17 protein-coding genes are annotated in these 17234 nt (G+C 66.9%); 9 read left to right on the top strand and 8 right to left on the bottom strand.

Annotated elements, in window-relative coordinates:
- Positions 1-3: 3 nt before the first annotated feature.
- On the bottom strand, positions 4-315 hold the full coding sequence (locus AB7D48_RS04180; protein ID WP_427976061.1) for a DUF1244 domain-containing protein: 312 nt from the start codon (positions 313-315) through the stop codon (positions 4-6).
- A 27-nt stretch (positions 316-342) separates the two neighbouring features.
- On the opposite strand from AB7D48_RS04180, the gene AB7D48_RS04175 reads away from it, so the two are divergent.
- The 3 genes from AB7D48_RS04175 (at position 343) to AB7D48_RS04165 (ending at position 3638) form a co-directional block, all read left to right on the top strand.
- Positions 343-1470 (top strand): glycerate kinase type-2 family protein, encoded by a 1128-nt coding sequence (locus AB7D48_RS04175; protein ID WP_427976060.1) that lies wholly within the window; start codon positions 343-345, stop codon positions 1468-1470.
- A 10-nt stretch (positions 1471-1480) separates the two neighbouring features.
- On the top strand, positions 1481-2902 hold the full coding sequence (gene pyk / locus AB7D48_RS04170) for a pyruvate kinase (protein WP_427976059.1): 1422 nt from the start codon (positions 1481-1483) through the stop codon (positions 2900-2902).
- A gap of 154 nt (positions 2903-3056) precedes the next feature.
- The gene (locus AB7D48_RS04165) at positions 3057-3638 is read left to right on the top strand and encodes a hypothetical protein (protein WP_427976058.1); all 582 of its coding nucleotides are present in this window, start codon (positions 3057-3059) and stop codon (positions 3636-3638) included.
- A gap of 103 nt (positions 3639-3741) precedes the next feature.
- On the opposite strand, the gene AB7D48_RS04160 is transcribed toward AB7D48_RS04165, so the two are convergent.
- Together AB7D48_RS04160 and AB7D48_RS04155 are read right to left on the bottom strand one after the other, a co-directional pair.
- A complete protein-coding gene (locus tag AB7D48_RS04160; RefSeq protein ID WP_427976057.1) occupies positions 3742-5112 on the bottom strand; it encodes a glutamate--cysteine ligase in 1371 nt (456 codons plus the stop codon).
- A gap of 22 nt (positions 5113-5134) precedes the next feature.
- Positions 5135-5839: a 16S rRNA (uracil(1498)-N(3))-methyltransferase gene (locus AB7D48_RS04155; RefSeq protein WP_427976056.1), complete on the bottom strand. Its 705-nt coding sequence runs from the start codon at positions 5837-5839 to the stop codon at positions 5135-5137.
- A 19-nt stretch (positions 5840-5858) separates the two neighbouring features.
- Between AB7D48_RS04155 and ubiA the strand changes: the two genes are divergently transcribed.
- Positions 5859-6758 (top strand): 4-hydroxybenzoate octaprenyltransferase, encoded by a 900-nt coding sequence (gene ubiA / locus AB7D48_RS04150; RefSeq protein WP_427976055.1) that lies wholly within the window; start codon positions 5859-5861, stop codon positions 6756-6758.
- Positions 6759-6881: 123 nt separating this feature from the next.
- Positions 6882-7838, top strand: coding sequence for an ABC transporter substrate-binding protein (locus AB7D48_RS04145; RefSeq protein ID WP_427976054.1), 957 nt, complete (start codon positions 6882-6884; stop codon positions 7836-7838).
- 54 nt (positions 7839-7892) lie between these two features.
- Here the strand turns inward: AB7D48_RS04145 and AB7D48_RS04140 are convergent, their stop codons facing one another.
- The 5 genes from AB7D48_RS04140 to AB7D48_RS04120 all read right to left on the bottom strand — a co-directional run bounded on the left by AB7D48_RS04140 (position 7893) and on the right by AB7D48_RS04120 (position 11915).
- Entirely contained in the window at positions 7893-8978 is a 1086-nt protein-coding gene (locus AB7D48_RS04140) for an OmpA family protein (RefSeq protein ID WP_427976053.1), read from the bottom strand.
- Between the two features lie 197 nt (positions 8979-9175).
- Positions 9176-10213 carry an OmpA family protein gene (locus AB7D48_RS04135; protein WP_427976052.1) on the bottom strand — a complete coding sequence of 346 codons (1038 nt, stop codon included), beginning with the start codon at positions 10211-10213 and terminating at the stop codon, positions 9176-9178.
- A gap of 147 nt (positions 10214-10360) precedes the next feature.
- Complete coding sequence (locus tag AB7D48_RS04130) at positions 10361-11029, bottom strand: DUF2155 domain-containing protein (protein ID WP_427976051.1); 669 nt, start codon at positions 11027-11029, stop codon at positions 10361-10363.
- A complete protein-coding gene (gene mlaD / locus AB7D48_RS04125; protein WP_427976050.1) occupies positions 11029-11571 on the bottom strand; it encodes an outer membrane lipid asymmetry maintenance protein MlaD in 543 nt (180 codons plus the stop codon). The genes AB7D48_RS04130 and mlaD overlap by 1 nt, the downstream gene beginning before the upstream one ends.
- Complete coding sequence (locus AB7D48_RS04120) at positions 11571-11915, bottom strand: NADH-ubiquinone oxidoreductase subunit NDUFA12 family protein (RefSeq protein WP_427976132.1); 345 nt, start codon at positions 11913-11915, stop codon at positions 11571-11573. The genes mlaD and AB7D48_RS04120 overlap by 1 nt, the downstream gene beginning before the upstream one ends.
- Before the next feature lie 237 nt (positions 11916-12152).
- Here AB7D48_RS04120 and AB7D48_RS04115 point away from each other — a divergent pair, with 237 nt between their 5' ends.
- Genes AB7D48_RS04115 through AB7D48_RS04100 form a run of 4 tightly spaced genes read left to right on the top strand, consistent with a single transcriptional unit; the run spans position 12153 to position 17233 of the window.
- Positions 12153-13658, top strand: a complete 1506-nt coding sequence (locus AB7D48_RS04115; protein ID WP_427976049.1) for a TSCPD domain-containing protein — start codon at positions 12153-12155, stop codon at positions 13656-13658.
- 3 nt (positions 13659-13661) lie between these two features.
- Positions 13662-14123, top strand: coding sequence for a RidA family protein (locus tag AB7D48_RS04110; RefSeq protein ID WP_427976048.1), 462 nt, complete (start codon positions 13662-13664; stop codon positions 14121-14123).
- A 60-nt stretch (positions 14124-14183) separates the two neighbouring features.
- Positions 14184-16073: a polysaccharide biosynthesis protein gene (locus tag AB7D48_RS04105; protein WP_427976047.1), complete on the top strand. Its 1890-nt coding sequence runs from the start codon at positions 14184-14186 to the stop codon at positions 16071-16073.
- 11 nt (positions 16074-16084) lie between these two features.
- Positions 16085-17233: a DegT/DnrJ/EryC1/StrS family aminotransferase gene (locus AB7D48_RS04100; protein WP_427976046.1), complete on the top strand. Its 1149-nt coding sequence runs from the start codon at positions 16085-16087 to the stop codon at positions 17231-17233.
- The last annotated feature ends 1 nt before the right edge of the window (position 17234 follow it).

Genomic DNA, 17234 nt, shown 5'->3' with positions numbered 1-17234 from the left:
ATTTCAGTGGCCGGGTTTCGATTCATTCATCTTCGCCAACTGCTCCGGCGTCGCCGGCGTCTGATATTTCGCCTGCCAGTCCTTGTACGGCATGCCATAGACAATCTCGCGAGCCTCGGGGTCGGACAGCGCCACGCCCTGGGCTTGCGCCGCCTCGCGGTACCAGCGCGAGAGACAATTGCGGCAGAATCCCGCCAGGTTCATCAGGTCGATATTCTGCACATCCGGGCGCTGGCGCAGATGCGCGACCAAGGCGCGGAACGCGGCGGCCTCCAGTTTCTCCCGGGTGGCCTCATCCAATGCAGGGTTGCTCAAGTTTCTGCTCCCGCTCATAGTCAGGGCGTGGAAAACGCCCATCGTAACGATCCTAAAACCTATCTGCGCGGCCTGTTTCAAGCCGCGATCGCCGCCGCCGACCCGGCGCATTGCGTGCCCCCCAACCTGCCGCAGCCGGGCTCGGGGCGCAATATCGTCATCGGCGCGGGCAAGGCCGCCGCCGCCATGGCGAAAGCCCTGGAAACCGCCTGGGGCGACGCGGATTATGAAGGCGTTGTCGTCACCCGCCACGGCCATGGCGCCCCCACACGGCGCATCCGCGTGCGCGAAGCCGCCCATCCGGTGCCCGATGCCAATGGCGAGGCCGCCGCGCGCGAGATTCTGGCCGCCGTGCAAGGGCTGCGGCCACAGGACCAGGTGGTGGCGCTGATCTCCGGCGGCGCCTCGGCCTTGCTGGCCCTGCCCGCCCCCGGCCTGACCTTGCGGGACAAGATTTTGGTGAACAAGGCCTTGCTGGCCTCCGGCGCGCCGATCTCCACCATGAACCGCATCCGCAAGGCGCTCTCCGCCGTGAAGGGCGGCAAGCTGGCCGCCGCCTGCGCCCCGGCGCGGTTGGTGACCCTGGCGATCTCGGACGTGCCGGGGGACGACCCGGCGGTGATCGGCTCCGGCCCCACCTGGATGGACGGAGCGGATTACCGGATGATCGCCACCCCGATGATGGCGCTGGAGGCCGCGGCGCGGGAGGCCGGCATGCCCACCGAGATTCTCGGCGACGATCTGGAGGGCGAAGCCTGGGAGCTGGGCCGCGCCCATGCCGCCCTGGCCCTGAACACCAAGGGGCCAAAGCTGCTGCTCTCCGGCGGGGAGACCACCGTGACCATCGGCAATGCCAAGCCCGGGCGCGGCGGGCGGAACACGGAATATCTGCTCAGCCTCGCCCTGGCGCTGGACGGAGCGGCCAATATCCACGCCCTGGCGGGCGATTCCGACGGTATCGACGGCACCGAGGATGCCGCTGGCGCCGTGATCGGGCCGGACACGCTGGCCCGGGCCCGCGCCTTGGGGCTGGATGCCGCCGCCTATCTGGCCAAGCATGACAGCTATCGGTTTTTCGCCGCGCTGGATGATCTCGTCGTCACCGGCCCTACATTGACCAACGTGAACGATATTCGCGCCATTCTCATCATGTGAGGTTGCCCGCATGGACAGACCGCGCCGCCACCGCCGGACCAAGATCATCGCCACGCTGGGCCCGGCCAGCTCCACACCGGAAATGATCCTGCGTCTCTTCCAGGCGGGCGCGGATCTGTTCCGGCTGAATTTCTCCCACGGCACGCATGCCGACCATGAGGCGCGCATCGACATGATCCGCGCCGTGGAGAAACGCACCGGCCGGCCCATCGGCATCCTGGCCGATGTGCAGGGGCCAAAGCTGCGTGTCGGCGTCTTCCAGTCGGGCCGGGTCCGGCTTCAGACAGGGCAGCCATTCACGCTGGACATGAACAACGCCCCCGGAGACATGCGCCGGGTCTGCCTGCCGCATCCGGAAATCATCGCCGCCGCCGAGATCGGCGCCACGCTGCTGCTGGACGATGGCAAGCTGCGGCTGCGCGTGCTGCGCAAGCGCGAGGACCATCTGCTGACCGAGGTCGTGACCGGCGGCGTGCTCTCCGACCGCAAGGGCGTGAACGTGCCGGACGTGGTGCTGCCGATCCCGGCCCTGACCGGGAAAGACCGTGCCGATCTGGCGTTCGCCCTGCCGCTGGGCATCGATTATATCGGCCTGTCCTTCGTGCAGCGGGCGGAGGATGTCATCGAGGCCAAGCGCATCGCCGCGGGCCGGGCCCTGGTCATGGCCAAGCTCGAAAAACCCCAGGCGCTGGACAATCTGAACGCCATTCTGGGCGAGGCCGAGGCGGTGATGGTGGCGCGCGGGGATCTCGGCGTGGAGCTGCCGCCCGAGGAAGTGCCCATCGCGCAGAGACGCATCATCCGCGCCGCCCAGCAGCGCGGCCTGCCCGTGGTGGTGGCCACCCAGATGCTGGAAAGCATGATCACCGCCCCCGCCCCCACCCGCGCCGAAGCCTCCGACGTGGCCACCGCCGTGTTCGACGGCGCCGATGCGGTGATGCTCTCCGCCGAAAGCGCGGCGGGCCAGTACCCGCGCGAGGCGGTGAACATGATGGACCGCATCATCACCCGCGTGGAGCGCGACGAGGATTGGCGCAGCGGGCTGAATGCCCGGCGCCCGCAGCCGGAAAAAAATTCCGCCGACGCCATTGCCGCCGCCTCCGTGCATGTGGCGCATACCATCGATGCGCGCGCGATCGTCGCGCTGACCGAATCCGGCGCCACGGCGCTGCGCGTGGCACGGGAAAAACCCGATTGCCCGGTGCTGGGCGTCACCACCAGCCAGCAGGTGGCACGGCGCCTGGCGGCCGTCTGGGGGGTGCATGCCCTCACCACGGGGGCCGTCCATTCAATGACCCAAGCCGTTGAACATGCCAGGAAAATCACCCGGCTGGAGGGGTTCGCCACGAAGGGCGAGGAGATCGTGGTGGTGGCGGGCGTCCCCTTCGGCCAGGCGGGAACCACCAACGCGCTGCGCGTCGCGCGGCTTTGATACCGCTGGATTACTTTTTACTCGCCTTCCATCAAATGTTTTATTATGAGGGGATTGGCTTTGTTCCTTACAGGGTTTGGCGGCTTGGCCAGACGATTGAAAGCCTGTATTGAACAAGCGCTTTTCAGGCTTCGACAGGTTGAGGGTTTTCACGTTGAAAATACAAAGCAGGGCTTCGGCCTACGGCAAGATCGTTCTTGGGATGGGAGCCGCCGCCCTCCTTCTGGCGGGCTGTGCCAAGCACGCGCCCAAGACCGTGGCCACCGCCGCGCCGCCGAGCGGGCATATCTATCCCGTGGCGGTGGATGTGCCACCGCCCGTATCGCCCAAGATCAAATTCACGCCGGCCGAGCAGGCAAAGGTCCAGCAGGCCTTCAACGTCATCAGCCTGAAATCGGCGCTGATGGTGGCCGCGCTGTCCTGCAACCAGCGCGACCAGTACGACGCCTTCATGCACAGCTTCCAGCCGCATGTGCTGGCGGCCCAGCGCACGATGGACGCCTATTTCCACAAGGCCAGCGGCCGCTATAGCGGGCAAAAGATGGAGGACAGCTTCATTACCCTGCTGGCCAACAACCAGTCCGTGTCGGGCATCGCCCAGGGGCAGATCTTCTGCCTGAACAATCAGGCCGAATATAAGGCCGTGCTGGCGATCAAGACACCGCAGGAGCTGGACAGCTTCGTGACCAACCAGCCGCCCACCGCCCGCGTGGCGAGCCTGAGCCAGGGGCAGTAACGTAAATTTGGCCATCCCGTGGCCCGCCCCTGAAAATCCTCGGTGAATTTCAGGGGCGGGCCGACAGGGCGTTAAACCCGCCAAATCCCCGGCGCAGCCGGGATCAGAACGCCGCTTCCTCGAATATGCGCGTCACATCCCCGCTCCAGGCGCCGTGATAGCGCTCCAGCCAATGTTCCGCCTGGCTCGGCGCGCCGCCGGCGATCTCCCGCAGCGGAGCCAGATAGAGCGTCTCATCCTGACCGGACGCGTTCAGCCGGGCCCGGTTCTTCAACCCGGCCTCGGCGATGGCGACCACCTCCTTGGCCAGGTCGCGCAGCGTTCCCGCGCCAAATGCCGTGTTGATGCCCGTGGCGGGCACGGCGGCGCGCAAGGCCAGGATCTGTTCGTATGTCCAGCCCCGGATCAGCGCCGCGCCCGCCGCCAGCGCCGCGGGGTCGTAGAAAATGCCGGTCCAGAGCGCGGACTGCGCCAGCATCATCGCGGGATGGCCGGAATCCGCGCCGCGCGTCTCGATATAGGTCTTGAGACGCACATCCGGAAAAGCGGTGGTGGAATGGTCCGCGAAATCGCCGATGGTGGCGCGCTCACCCGGCAACGCCGCCAGCCTGCCCGCCATGAAATCCCGGAAGGAAGCGCCCGCGACATCGTGGTAAACACCGTCGCGGTAGACGAAATACATCGGCACGTCGAGCAGCCAGTCGGCATAGGCCTCGAAACCGAAGCCATCCTGAAAGATGACCGCCGGGATGCCGGAGCGGGCATTGTCCGTGTCCCCCCATACATGGGCGCGGTTGGAGAGCAGGCCGTTCGGCTTGCCCTCATGGAAGGGGGAATTGGCGAAGAGCGCCGTGGCCAGGGGCTGCAAGGCGGAGGCGACGCGCAGTTTCGCCACCATGTCGGCCTCGCAGGTGAAGTCCAAATTCACCTGCACGGTGCAGGTGCGCAGCATCATGTCCAGCCCGCGCGTGCCGACCTTGGGCATGTAGGCGCGCATGATCTTGTAGCGGCCCTTGGGCATCCAGGGCATGGCCGCGCGCGTGGCGACGGGGTGAAAGCCCAGCGGCGCGAACCCCAGACCCAGACCCGGCGTGACATCGTGCAGCCGGGCGATATGCGCGTCCAGCTCCGCCTTGGTGGCGTGCAGGTCCGTCAGCATGCCGCCGGACAACTCGAACTGCCCGCCCGGCTCCAGCGAGAGCGAGGCACCGCCCCGCCCTTTCAACCCGATGATGTTGCCCTGATCGAGAATCGGCGCCCATCCGTCGCGCGCCCGGACCGCTTGCAGCAGCGCGCCGATGCCACCCCCCCCCTCGTAAGCGGGGGGCGCAAACCCCGCGCGGTGGAAGCCAAAGGCCTCATGCTCCGTGCCGATGGTGAAATCCTGAGCCGGTTTACAGCCTGATTCCAGATAGGCGGCCAGATCCTTGAGGCTGGTGATCTCACGCGCGTCGGCGTCGCCGGGGTTTGACAAGTCTTTCGTTCCTTCAACGTCGTTACGGCAACGCCGCCAGATGCAGCGCCAGCCCGGCCATGGCGGCGGTCTCGGCCCGCAGGATGCGCCGCCCCAGTGACACGCGTGTAATGAGGGGTGTGCGAGCGATAGCTTCAAGCTCCTGATCGGTAAAGCCACCCTCCGGGCCGATCATCAACGCGGTGGGGCCGGTGGCGGGGCCGAGCAGGGCGGAGGTGCGCCGCTCATCCGCGACATAAAGCGGGCGCGCCGGCCAGCCCGCCATCAGCTTCATCACCGGCTGAGGCGCGCGGATCTCGGGCACATGCAGGCGCTCGCATTGTTCCGCCGCCTCGATGGCGATGGCGCGCAGCCGGTCGAGATTCACATGGTCGGCATTGGTGCGCGCGGTGACGATGGGCTGGATAACGGAGACCCCAAGCTCCGTCGCCTTTTCCACCACCAGGTCGGTCTTCTGGCGCTTCAGCAGGGCAAAGCAGAGCCAGGCATCGGGCTCCGGCGCGGGGGGGCGGGTTTGCGCCAGCGCCTCCAGCATGGCGGCCTTGCGGGAGATCTGGCGCACCGTGGCGCGCCATTCCCCTGCCTGGCCATTAAAAACGCGCAAACTGTCGCCCGCCGCCAGGCGCATGACATTGGCAAGATAATGGGCCTGGCCATCGGAGACGGCGAAAACCCCGCCCGGATCGGGCAGCGCTGGGACATAGAGACGAATTGACGTATCGGCCATGCCGGGCTGAATAGCACCCATGAGCGGATTTACCGATATTCGGCGTGGCGGCTGGGTGGCGAGACTGCCTGAACGTTATCTCCCCTATATTCTCCTGGCCCGGCTGGACCGGCCGATCGGCGCATGGCTGCTGTTCCTGCCGGGGCTGTGGGCCATCTGCCTGACCGCGCACGGGCTCTGGCAAGGGCTATGGCTGAGCGTTCTGTTCGCCATCGGCTCGGTGGTGATGCGCGGCGCGGGCTGCGTGGTGAACGATCTCTGGGACCGGAAAATGGACGCCCAGGTGGAACGCACCCGCGGCCGGCCGCTGGCCGCGGGCATGGTGACCCCCATGCAGGCCTTGCTGTTCCTGGCGGGGCTTTGTGCCGTCGGGCTGGTGATTCTGCTGCTGCTCAACAACACGGCGCGCTGGCTGGGCGTGCTCTCCCTCGCCCTGGTGGCGCTGTATCCGCTGGCCAAGCGCGTGACCTGGTGGCCGCAGCTTTTTCTGGGCTTCACATTCGGCTGGGGCGCGCTGCTGGGCTATGCGGCGGCGCATGGGCGCCTGACCTGGCCAGCCGCCGCGCTCTATCTGGCGTCGATCTTATGGATTCTGGGCTATGACACGATCTATGCCCATCAGGACCGCGAGGACGACACGCTGATCGGCGTGAAATCCACCGCCCGGCTGTTTGGCAAACATACACGCGAGGCGCTGTGCCTCTGCTATGGCGCCATGTTCCTGCTGCTGCTCTTCGCCATGGCGGCGTTCCCGCTGCATCACTGGGGCTATTGGATGATGCTGCTGCCCGCCGCGCTGCTGGCCTGGCAGGTTATCCGGCTGGACATAGACGATCCGGCGCGCTGCCTGGCCTTGTTCAAGCTCAACCGCGAGGTGGGGCTGGCGGTGGCGCTGGCGATCCTGGTCGGATGGATGTGAGGCTTTATTGACGCGCTGAGGGAAACCGGAGACAAGCCGGAACTGCCGGGGTGTCCGCATCGTGCGGGCTGAGATCATACCCGTTGAACCTGTCTGGGTCATGCCAGCGAAGGGAGAGCGCCAATGGGCCTCGATCGCCGTTTATTCTTGTCCTCCGCCGTCACGGGGGCGCTGGCCGCGCCCGCGCTGGCGCGCGCCGCCGCGCCGCGCCGCTTTACCGTTATTCTCGACTGGTTCGTGAATCCGGACCATGCGCCGCTATTCGCCGCGCAATATTGCGGCGCCTACGAACAGGCCGGGCTGGAGGTGAAGCTTGTCGCCCCCACGGACCCGGACCTGCCCCCGCGCCTCGTGGCCGCCGGCAAGGCGGATGCGGCGCTGACCTACCAGACCCAGCTTTATCTGCTGGTCGACCAGGGCCTGCCCGTGCGCCGCACCGGCACGCTGATCGACAAGCCGCTGAACACGCTGACCGCGCTGAAGCGCAGCGGGATCAGCCGGCTCACCGATTTGAAGGGCCGTAAGGTGGGGTATTCGGTGGCTGGGGTGGAGCCGGTGATCATCGGCGCGATGCTGCGGCATGTGGGCATGAGCCTGAAGGATATTCAGCTCGTGAACGTGAATTTCGAACTGGTCTCCGCCCTGCGCTCGAACGAGGTGGACGCGGTGATCGGCACCTACCGGACCTATGAGGATATTCAGCTCGCGCAGGATGGGCTGGACCCGGTGATCTTTCTGCCCGAGGATTACGGCGTGCCGCCTTCGGACGAGCTGATTTTGCTCTCCAACGCCAACGATCTGAAGGCCCCCGCCCTGCCCGCCTTCCTGGGCGCGCTGAAGCAAGGCGTCGCGGCGCTGAAAGCCGACCCGGACGGGATGCTGACGAAATTCCTGAAGGATCACCCCAGCCTCAACGACAAGCTGGACATCGCCTCCTGGCATGCCTTGCCGCCTTATTTCGACGACGATCCGGCGGCGCTGAACGCCAAGCGCTACCGGACCTACCGGGATTTTCTGTTCGAGAGCGGCGTGATCAAGAAAAAGCTGCCGCTGGACGATTACGCGGCGACCATCGCCTGACCAGAAAAAACCCCGGCAGAATCCTGCCGGGGTTTTTCCTCGCGGAAGCGAAACTCAGTGGAAGATGATTTCCACGCGGCGGTTCTGCGGCTCACGCACGCCGGGGCCGGTGGGCACCAGCAGGTGGGTTTCGCCGTAGCCGTGCATCTCGATCTCGGAAGCGGGGACACCATCGGCCACGAGCTGGGCGGCAACCGCCTTCGCGCGCTTGATGGACAGGCCCATGTTATATTTCGGCGCACCGGACGTGTCGGTATAGCCGTTGACTTCCAGGGTCGTGACGTTCTGGGTCTTGGAGTCGGAGGCCGCCTGCGCGATGATCTGCGTCGCGCGCGGGGTCAGGCTGTATTTGTCCCAATCGAAGAACACCAGATAGGTCTTGGCCGGAGCGGGCGCCGGCGCGGCGACCGGGGCGGGGGTCGGCGCGGGCGCGGGCGGTGCCGGGGGGGAGAATTCATAACGCAACCCGACATTGATCTGGTTGTTATATTCGCCCTGCTGCTTGAAGCTGACGGGCTGGCCGGCACCCGCGACATCATAGCGGCGGGCGGATGTCAGCCCGATGAAGCGATATTCCAGCGTGGCTGAAAGCCCCACGACCGGCGCGATGGGGAAGGACAAGCCGAAAATACCCTGATAGGCGAAAGAGCCGTGGGACTGGTCCACCGTCGCGCCGCCGGCGCTGAACTTGTCATAGCTGGCGACCTGCCAGCCGATACCAGCCCCCAGATAAGGGTAGAGCCAGGGCAGGCTGACATCGAAATCGTAAATGCCGTTGACGAAGCCGCCATACTGGGATTCATGGCCGCTGGCCCCGAGGCTGGCGCCGCCGGATTTCAGCTTGTCGGCGCCATTGCGGATATAATCGCCCTCCAGCTCGACACGCCAGCCATTATTGAAGCCGTACCCGACCGACGCGTTCAGATCGTAGCCGTTCTTGAACACGGCCTTCGCGTCGCCCGGCACATCCGCGCCGCCAATATTGAAGTTCTTCTGGGTCACGGCGCTTTTCAGATCCCAGCCGCCACCCAGGCTGACATAGGGGCCCGCCACCGGCTGGGCGTCGGCACGGCCGCCCATCACCAGCGCCAGCGGCGCGGCCAGCATGGTGGCGGTGAATAAGGCCGCTCGAAACTGCATCATATGTCTCCCTTTCGACGAGGCGCGTGTCAGGTTCCGGTAAGGAACGCAAAGCCTATGTGGAGGTCAAGTCTCGGCTTGCGAAGGGGGGCTTCGCAGGCGGGCCGTGGCTGTAGCCAAAATGCCACGGCTGGAAGAGCGGACAGAAAAAACCCCGGCAGAATCCTGCCGGGGCCTTTCCTTCGCGGAAGCGAAACTCAGTGGAAGATGATTTCCACGCGGCGGTTCTGCGGCTCACGCACGCCGGGGCCGGTGGGCACCAGCAGGTGGGTTTCGCCGTAGCCGTGCATCTCGATCTCGGAAGCGGGGACACCATCGGCCACGAGCTGGGCGGCAACCGCCTTCGCGCGCTTGATGGACAGGCCCATGTTATATTTCGGCGCACCGGACGTGTCGGTATAGCCGTTGACTTCCAGGGTCGTGACGTTCTGGGTCTTGGAATCGGAGGCAGCCTGCGCGATGATCTGCGTCGCGCGCGGGGTCAGGTTGTACTTGTCCCAATCGAAGAACACCAGATAGGTCTTGGCCGGAGCGGGCGCCGGCGCGGCGACCGGGGCCGGAGCAGGCGCCGGGGCGGGCGGCGGCGGCGGCTGGAACAGCTGATAGCGCAGACCCAGCAGGAAGGTGTGGCTGGAGGACTGGCCAACCTTGACGTCGCCGTAATTGCGGCTGGCGGTCAGCTGGGTGAACTTATATTCGGCCGTGGCGGACAGGCCAGGCACGAACGGCAGCGGGTAGGAAACACCGCCGATGATGTTATAGGCGAAGCTTCCCTTGGTGCCGCCGAAAACATGGCCATCGGCGTCGTTCACGGAGGAGTTGAACTTCTGCCACTGATAACCGATACCAGCGCCCACATAGGGGAAGATCGGCAGGCCGACATTCATGTCGTACAGCACGTTGACCATCGGGCCATAGGTGTTGAGGCCACCAGTCGCGCGTTCCTGAACGCCGCTGTCACCATCGAGCTTGTGGACGGTGTTACGGTAGAAATTACCGTTCAGCTCGACGCGGAACCCGTCGCCGAAACCATAACCGATGGCGGCATCGCCGGAATAGGAATTGCGGAACTGCGCCTTGCCACCCGCACCGGTGGTGTTGGAATGCAGGTTCAGCGGGTTCTCGATGGTCGTGCCAACGCCGAGGCTGATATAAGGGCCGGTCACCGGCTGCGCGTGCGCCGCGAGGGGCAACACAAGGCAGGTGGCGGCGGCAAGAGCTAAGCGCAGCTTCATGTCGTGACTCCAATGCAGAGTGAAAGTAATTGACCAGTATCCATTTAGCCCTACACGCCCAGAATCAACAGGGCAAATTCATTTTCAGCGTTAACATTATGGGGCTGTTGCATTTTTGGCACAAACAAGGGGTAAACCCCAGAAAATTTACGAGCATGTAATGACACGGAAAGCCTGGCCGGCATTTCCCGCATCCGTGGCGCCCGGCGTGGAATGCACCATCCACCCGCGATAGACAGGGGCGGCGGCTTGATCATCCTTGGGTTGCAGGGTGAGAAAAACCGCCGAATCGGGCAATTGCCCGGGCGGGCGGGTGACGCAGGCCTGCACGCTCACATTCAGATCGCCCACCACGACCTGCCCGCCGACGGGCACGGTGATGTTTTTGGTGCTCCCATCCACCTTGTTCAGCACACCCAGCACGGCGGTCTTGCCCGGCACCCAGTCATTCGCCTGAACCGGCGCGACATCGGGCTGAGCGGGTTGCGCCGCCCCGGCGGCGGGCGTGGCGGAGGGAGCGGAGGGTGAGACGGCCTGCATCTGCGCGGCCTGCCCGGCGGCATCGCCATTATCGGCATTGGCCGCGCCGGAGGGCGGCAGAGGCGTTTGCACCAAGCCCGGCGGTGGCGCGGGCGGCGCGGGTTTGGGGGCTGGGGCCGGCGTGGGCGGCGCCGCCACGATGGGCGGCGGCGCCGGCACGGCGACGGCGGGTTGCTGGGCTTGCCCGCCCGGCTGGCTCTGGCCGAGCAGGCTTTGCGCGTGGGCACCGGTGGCCAGGCAGCACGTGGCGGCGGACGCCAGAAGCAGCAGGCGCATTACTGAGGCAGGGCCGCGGGGTTGGCACCGGCGCCGCCCGCGCCGGTCTGGCCGCCGGACGTCTGGCCGCCGGACGACGCCCCCTTGCCCTGGCCGCCGCTATTGCCCAGGGAGAAGATGAACTTGCCGAGCAGATCCTCCAGATTCACCGCCGACTGCGTCACCTGGAAGCTCGCCCCGGGTTTCAGCATGGTGTTGGAACCGCCCGGCGAGACGGACACGTAAGGGCCGCCGAGCAGGCTGTCAGAGGTGATGGAGGCGCTGCTGTCGTCGGGCACCTTGATATTGTCGTTGATCGCCATCTTGACGATCGCGGCATAGGTGTTGGGGTTGAGCTGCTCGGACGAGACATGGCCGATGACCACGCCGCCGATTTTCACATCCGACCCGACGGTGAGCCCGCCGATGGAGCCGAACTGCGCCTGCAGCGGATAGCCCCCGGTATGGATCTCCCCCGCCCCGCGCAAGGCGTAGAGCAGGAACAAAACGGCCACGGCGATAACGGCGAAGCCGGCGGTAAGCTCGGGAACGCGGCGGACCATCAGGCCTGATCCGGCGTCCAGGATTCATAATCGGCCGAAGCCGCGGCCCGCTTGCCGCCCATGTAATCATGGCCGGCGGGGCGGTAGCTCCGCGCGGTGCCGGTGAGGTTGGGCTGGTGCGGGCGCTGCCAGGGGCGCTGCGGCGCGGCGAGCGGGGCATCGGTGAGATGATGCAGCCAAGCGTGCCATTCGGGCGGCACCACGGAGGGATCCTGCGCCCCCGCATAGACCACCCAGCGGCGGGCGCGCGGCTTACCCGGGCGCTCGTAATACTGGTTGCCCGCCTCGTCCCGGCCGATGAAGCGGCCTCGGAACAGGGTCAGGAAATACAAACCAGGGTTCATGATCAGCCCCTTGAGGCCAAGCGGCCGGGCCTTGGCGGAGGGGCCGTGCGCGGACGGATTCTGGGCAGCGGTGCTCATGCGCTCCGATATAGGTGAAGCCGGGCGAATGGTCCATCTCGATCTTGCCGGCGACGGTCTCAGGCCCACGCCAAGCTATCCACAGGATTTTGTGGTCATTGCGCAGAATCAACACAAGATGCACTTTTATTGAGTCTTATCAGCGCCTAAACTCCGCTTATGGCACAAAGCAGAACAGACAAATCCTGGCAGGGTATCAAGCTGGCCACCTTCGAGGCGGCGGCGGATCCGGACGCGCCGCCGGTGCTGGTGACGCTGCCGGCCGCCTGGGGCGGCAAGGCCGCCGACGCGCTGGCCGCCATCCTGCCGGGCAAGCGCATGCTGCATATCGCCGAAGCGGCGGAGACATGGATCGCCCCCATCGCCGCGCGGGCGCATGCCGCCGGGCTGGGCGAGACCATCGCCCCCGGCCTGCACGCCATTCTGGCCGCGCATCGCGGCAGCCCCAGCGGCAATGTGTGGCGCAACCGCGCCGCCGGCCAGCCGGGCTTTCTGTTCAACCCCTCCGCTTACCTGGACGAGGCGGGGCTGTTCGACAGCGCCGCGCTGGGGCTGGATGTGCGGCTGGCGGTAACCGCGCTGACCCTGGCCGCCCCCGCCGAGCACCGGCTGCGGATCGGCTTTACCGACCTCAACCTGTTTCTCGCCCGGCTGGGCCTGGCCTACGACTCGCAAGAGGCGCGCGACCTCGCGGTGACGCTGGCCGGGTTCATGGGCGCGCAGGCGGATATCGGCTCCGCCCGGCTGCTGGCGCGCGGCGCCGCCCCCGGCCACCGCATCGCCCCGGCCAAGCTGCCGGAACGCTGCGCCCTGCCCGGCCTGTTGCCCGCCGCCATCACGGCGCGCGAAGAGGCGGCCAGCCTGGGCCAGCGCCGCCACGAGACATTGCTGGGCTTTTTGAACGAACCTGAGATCGAGGCGCTGCTGGGGGCGGAGCAGGTGAATTTCGCCCCCGCCCTCTCCGCGCTGGACGAGGCGGGCGGGCTCGCCCATTGGGCCCTGCATGCTCTCGCCGCGCGCGGCCTGACAACGCAGAGCGCCCTGGCGCGCATGATCGGCGGCGAAGAGATCTTCCCCCTCCCCCGGGCCGCCGCCCATGCCGCGATGCACGACGCCCTGGCCGCCCTGATGCCCGCGATGCCCGCGCGCCCCGCCGCGCCGATGGCGCCGCGCGGCGCCTCCACGCGCGAGAGCCTGCCCGCTCGGCGCAGCGGCTACACACAGAAGGCCGCGGTGGGCGGGCATAAGCTGTTTCTCTCCACCGGGGAGTACAAGGACGGGCGACTGGGCGAGATCTTCATCGCCCTGAACAAGGAGGGCCCGGCCTTCCGGGGACTGATGGACGCCTTCGCCATCGCCGTCAGCATCGGGCTGCAACATGGCGTGAATCTGGAAAATTATGTCGAGGCCTTCACCTTCACCCGCTTCGGCCCGGCCGGAATCGTGGAAGGCGACCCCGCCGTGCCCGCCGCCACCTCCTTGCTGGATTATGTGTTCCGCAACCTGGCCGTGAATTATTTGGGCCGGACAAATCTGGCCCCCGCCAGCATTGACGAGGCCGACAGCGTGGGCGACGGTGCCGCCGAGCGCGCGCCGCTGCTGCCGCTGGACCTGCCGGCCCCGGCACCGCGCGAGCGCCGCCGCAATTTGAAACTGGTGAGCTGATCCATGAGCATTTCCAACCGCCTGGCCGAGCTGGGCATTACCTTGCCGCAAGCCATGGCCCCCGTGGCGAATTATGTGCCGGTGAGCATCACCGGCCAGCTTGTCACGGTCAGCGGCCAACTGCCCGCCATGGACGGCAAGGTCGCGGTGACCGGCAAGCTGGGGGCCGCCGTCTCGCTTGAGGAAGGCCGCCATGCCGCGCGGCTTTGCCTGATCAATCTGCTGGCCCAGCTTCAGGCCGCCCTGCCCGGCGGGTTGGACAGCATCACCCAGGTGGTGCGACTCGGCGGGTTCATTGCCTGCACGCCGGAGTTCACCCAGCATGCGGTGGTGATGAACGGCGCCTCGGACCTTGCCGTCGCCGTGTTTGGCGACACCGGGCGGCATGCGCGCTCCACCATCGGCGTGGCTTCCCTGCCGCTGGATGCCGCCGTCGAGGTCGAAGGGCAGTTTTATATCGGCTAAGCGGCGCCGGGCGGCAGAACAAACTTTTTTCTGCCTTTTTGTCCTGGCTATAAGTCAGGCATGAGCCATACCGAGAATCCGCTCTTGCCCATCCGCATGGCGGTGAACATCGCGCTGGACGGCGCGCTGGCGGCGCTGGCGGTGGCGGCGAGCTTCTGGCTCGCCACTCCGGCCACGCCCGTGCCGCAGCCTCACGCCCTGCCCCTGGCGGGGGCGGGGGCCATCTGGCTCATCGGCATTCCCTTCGGGCTGTCGCGGCTGCATTGGCGTTTTGTGTCCCTGCGCGACCTGGCGCTGATCGGCGCGGCCTGTATCGTGACCACGCTGATGCTGTGCCTGCTGATGGTGGGAGCGGGTTTTTCCCTGCCTTCGCCGGCCTTTCCGGTCATCCTCGCCCTGATGCTGGCGGCGGCGCTGACCGTGCCCAAGCTGCTCTACCGCCTGATCCGCCAGAAGCGCGGCGAACATGGCGCGGCGCAAACCGCGCTGCTGGTGGGCGACGGCGAGAATGCCGAGCTGTTTCTCTCCGCCCACGCGCAGCAGCGCGACGCCCCCTACCGGGTGACCGGGCTGATGGCGCTGTCTGAAAAACATATCGGCCGGCGCGTGCATGGGTTGAACGTGGTCGGCGCCGCCGACGAGGCCGAGGCGATGCTGGAGCGGCTGGCCGAAAAGCCGGATCTGCTGATCATCACCGCCCCGCAATTCACCGGCGACAGGCTGAAGACGCTGCTGCGCGCCGCCGATATGCGCAATATCCGCGTGATGCGCGCCCCCTGCCTCACGCGGCTGGCGCCGGCCGACCAGAAGATCGCGCTACAACCCATCGCCATCGAGGATCTGCTCAACCGCCAGCAGGTGCGGCTGGACCGCGCGGCGATGGGCGCGCTCATCGCCGGGCGGCGGGTGATGGTGACCGGGGCGGGCGGCAGCATTGGCGCCGAGCTTTGCCGGCAGGTGGCCGCCTTCGGCCCGGCTGAGATCCTGCTGCTCGATTCCTCCGAATTCGCCTTATGGCAGATCGATCTGGAAATCCGGGAAACCAGCCCCGCCCTGCCCCGCCGGACGGTGGTGGCCGATATACGCGACGCCGCGCATATCGGTACGATCACGCGGGCATTCCGGCCCGAGCTGGTGTTCCACGCGGCGGCGCTGAAACATGTGCCGATCGTGGAAGCCAACCGGCTGGAAGGGCTGCGCACCAACGCGCTGGGCACCCAGGTGGTGGCCGATGCCGCCGCCGCCGCCGGCGCGACGCTGATGGTGCTGATCTCCACCGACAAGGCGGTGAATCCCAGCTCGGTGATGGGGGCCTCCAAGCGCCTGGCGGAGATGTACGCGCAGGCGCTGGACGTGCAGGCACGGCGCGGCCAGCGGGGCATGCGCTGCGTGACGGTGCGGTTTGGCAATGTGCTGGGCTCCACCGGCTCGGTGGTGCCGCTCTTTCGCCGCCAGCTCGCCCAGGGCGGGCCGCTGACCGTGACCCACCCCGGCATGCAGCGCTATTTCATGACCGTGCGCGAGGCGGTGGGGCTGGTGCTGCAAGCCTCGGCCGTGGGCAGCGGGGAGGAAGCGATCCCGGATGGCGGCATCTTCGTGCTGGATATGGGCGAGCCGGTGAAGATCGTGGATCTGGCCCGGCAGATGATCCGTCTGGCCGGGCTGAGGCCGGACGATGATATAGAAATCAAATTCACGGGCCTGCGCCCGGGCGAAAAATTGTTCGAGGAGCTGTTCCACGGCGCCGAGAAGCCCGTGCCGACCGATTATGACGGGCTGTTGATGGCCACGCCGCGCCTCGCGGATCTGGCCGCTGTCGCCGCCGGGCTGCGCGAACTGGGCGAAACCGCGGAAACAGGCGACGAAACCGCCGCGATGGCCCTGCTGCACCGGATGGTACCCGAATTTTTGCCGCCGCCGGGGCTCGCCGTACCGCACGCGGCGGAGTAGTCTGCCGCTCCATGAACGCAGAGACCTTTCCGCCGATCCCGTTTCTCGACCTCAAGGCACAGCAGGCACGGCTGGGAGGGCGGCTCCGGGAGCGGCTGGATGCGGTGCTGGCCCATGGGCAATATATTCTCGGCCCCGAGGTGCATGAGCTGGAGACCAGGCTGGCCGCCTTTTGCGGCGCCGCCCATTGTGTCAGCGTCTCCTCCGGCACGGATGCCTTGCAGATCGCGCTGATGGCCGAGGAGATCGGGCGCGGGGACGCGGTGTTCCTGCCCGCCTTCACCTATACCGCCACGGCCGAGGTGCCGCTGCTGCTGGGCGCGACGCCGGTTTTCGTGGATGTCGATCCCCGGACCTTCCAGATCGACCTGGCCGGCCTGGAGGCGCGCATCGCCACCGTGAAGCGCGCGGGCAAGCTGAAACCGCGCGCCATTATCGGCGTGGATCTGTTCGGCCAGCCGGCGGATTGGGCGGGCATAAACGCCATCGCCGCACAAGAGGGGCTGTTCACGCTGGATGATTGCGCGCAGAGCTTCGGGGCCGCGCGGAGCGGCGCCAGGCTGGGCAAGGCGGCCGACGCCACGGCCACCAGCTTCTTTCCCTCCAAGCCGCTGGGCGCTTATGGCGATGGCGGGGCCTTGTTCACCGAATCCGCCGCGCGGGCGGCACTCTACCGCTCGCTACGCACCCATGGCGAGGGGACGACACGCTATGAGGTGCTGCGCACCGGCATGAACGGACGGCTGGACACGCTACAGGCCGCCGTGCTGCTGACCAAGCTGGAAGTGTTCGAGGCCGAGCTGGCCCGGCGCGAGGCCATTGCCCAAATCTACGACGCGGCGCTGAAGGATGTGCTGGAGATTCCAGCCCGGATGCCGGACAGCCAAAGCGCCTGGGCCATCTATGCCGTGCTGCTGCCCGACGAGGCCAAGCGCGAGGCCGCCAAGGCGGCTCTGGCGGCGGCGGGAATCGGCCATGCGGTCTATTATCCCCGCGCCCTGCACCAGCAGCCCGCCTATGCGGGCGCGCATGACGGCACGCCCTTGCCCGTGGCGGAAGGGTTGGGCCGGCGCATTCTGGCGCTGCCCATCCATCCCGACCTGAGCGACGAGCAGGCTAGGCGCGTGGCCGCCACCCTCACCCGGTCATTGGGCGGATAAG

The sequence above is a fragment of the Acidocella sp. genome (assembly GCF_050253495.1).
Lineage (GTDB): Bacteria > Pseudomonadota > Alphaproteobacteria > Acetobacterales > Acetobacteraceae > Acidocella.
The sequence above is the reverse complement of the archived record's forward strand: the minus strand, read 5'-3'. Positions and strand labels throughout refer to the sequence as shown.

What these genes read in the sequence shown, in the direction of transcription:
- pyk (WP_427976059.1), top strand. Translation starts at nt 1,481, where the DNA reads ATGGACAGACCGCGCCGCCACCGCCGGACCAAGATCATCGCCACGCTG.
- AB7D48_RS04155 (WP_427976056.1), bottom strand. Translation starts at nt 5,839, where the DNA reads ATGGCCGATACGTCAATTCGTCTCTATGTCCCAGCGCTGCCCGATCCG.
- ubiA (WP_427976055.1), top strand. Translation starts at nt 5,859, where the DNA reads ATGAGCGGATTTACCGATATTCGGCGTGGCGGCTGGGTGGCGAGACTG.
- AB7D48_RS04145 (WP_427976054.1), top strand. Translation starts at nt 6,882, where the DNA reads ATGGGCCTCGATCGCCGTTTATTCTTGTCCTCCGCCGTCACGGGGGCG.
- AB7D48_RS04140 (WP_427976053.1), bottom strand. Translation starts at nt 8,978, where the DNA reads ATGCAGTTTCGAGCGGCCTTATTCACCGCCACCATGCTGGCCGCGCCG.
- AB7D48_RS04135 (WP_427976052.1), bottom strand. Translation starts at nt 10,213, where the DNA reads ATGAAGCTGCGCTTAGCTCTTGCCGCCGCCACCTGCCTTGTGTTGCCC.
- AB7D48_RS04130 (WP_427976051.1), bottom strand. Translation starts at nt 11,029, where the DNA reads ATGCGCCTGCTGCTTCTGGCGTCCGCCGCCACGTGCTGCCTGGCCACC.
- mlaD (WP_427976050.1), bottom strand. Translation starts at nt 11,571, where the DNA reads ATGGTCCGCCGCGTTCCCGAGCTTACCGCCGGCTTCGCCGTTATCGCC.
- AB7D48_RS04120 (WP_427976132.1), bottom strand. Translation starts at nt 11,915, where the DNA reads ATGAACCCTGGTTTGTATTTCCTGACCCTGTTCCGAGGCCGCTTCATC.
- AB7D48_RS04115 (WP_427976049.1), top strand. Translation starts at nt 12,153, where the DNA reads ATGGCACAAAGCAGAACAGACAAATCCTGGCAGGGTATCAAGCTGGCC.
- AB7D48_RS04110 (WP_427976048.1), top strand. Translation starts at nt 13,662, where the DNA reads ATGAGCATTTCCAACCGCCTGGCCGAGCTGGGCATTACCTTGCCGCAA.
- AB7D48_RS04105 (WP_427976047.1), top strand. Translation starts at nt 14,184, where the DNA reads ATGAGCCATACCGAGAATCCGCTCTTGCCCATCCGCATGGCGGTGAAC.
- AB7D48_RS04100 (WP_427976046.1), top strand. Translation starts at nt 16,085, where the DNA reads ATGAACGCAGAGACCTTTCCGCCGATCCCGTTTCTCGACCTCAAGGCA.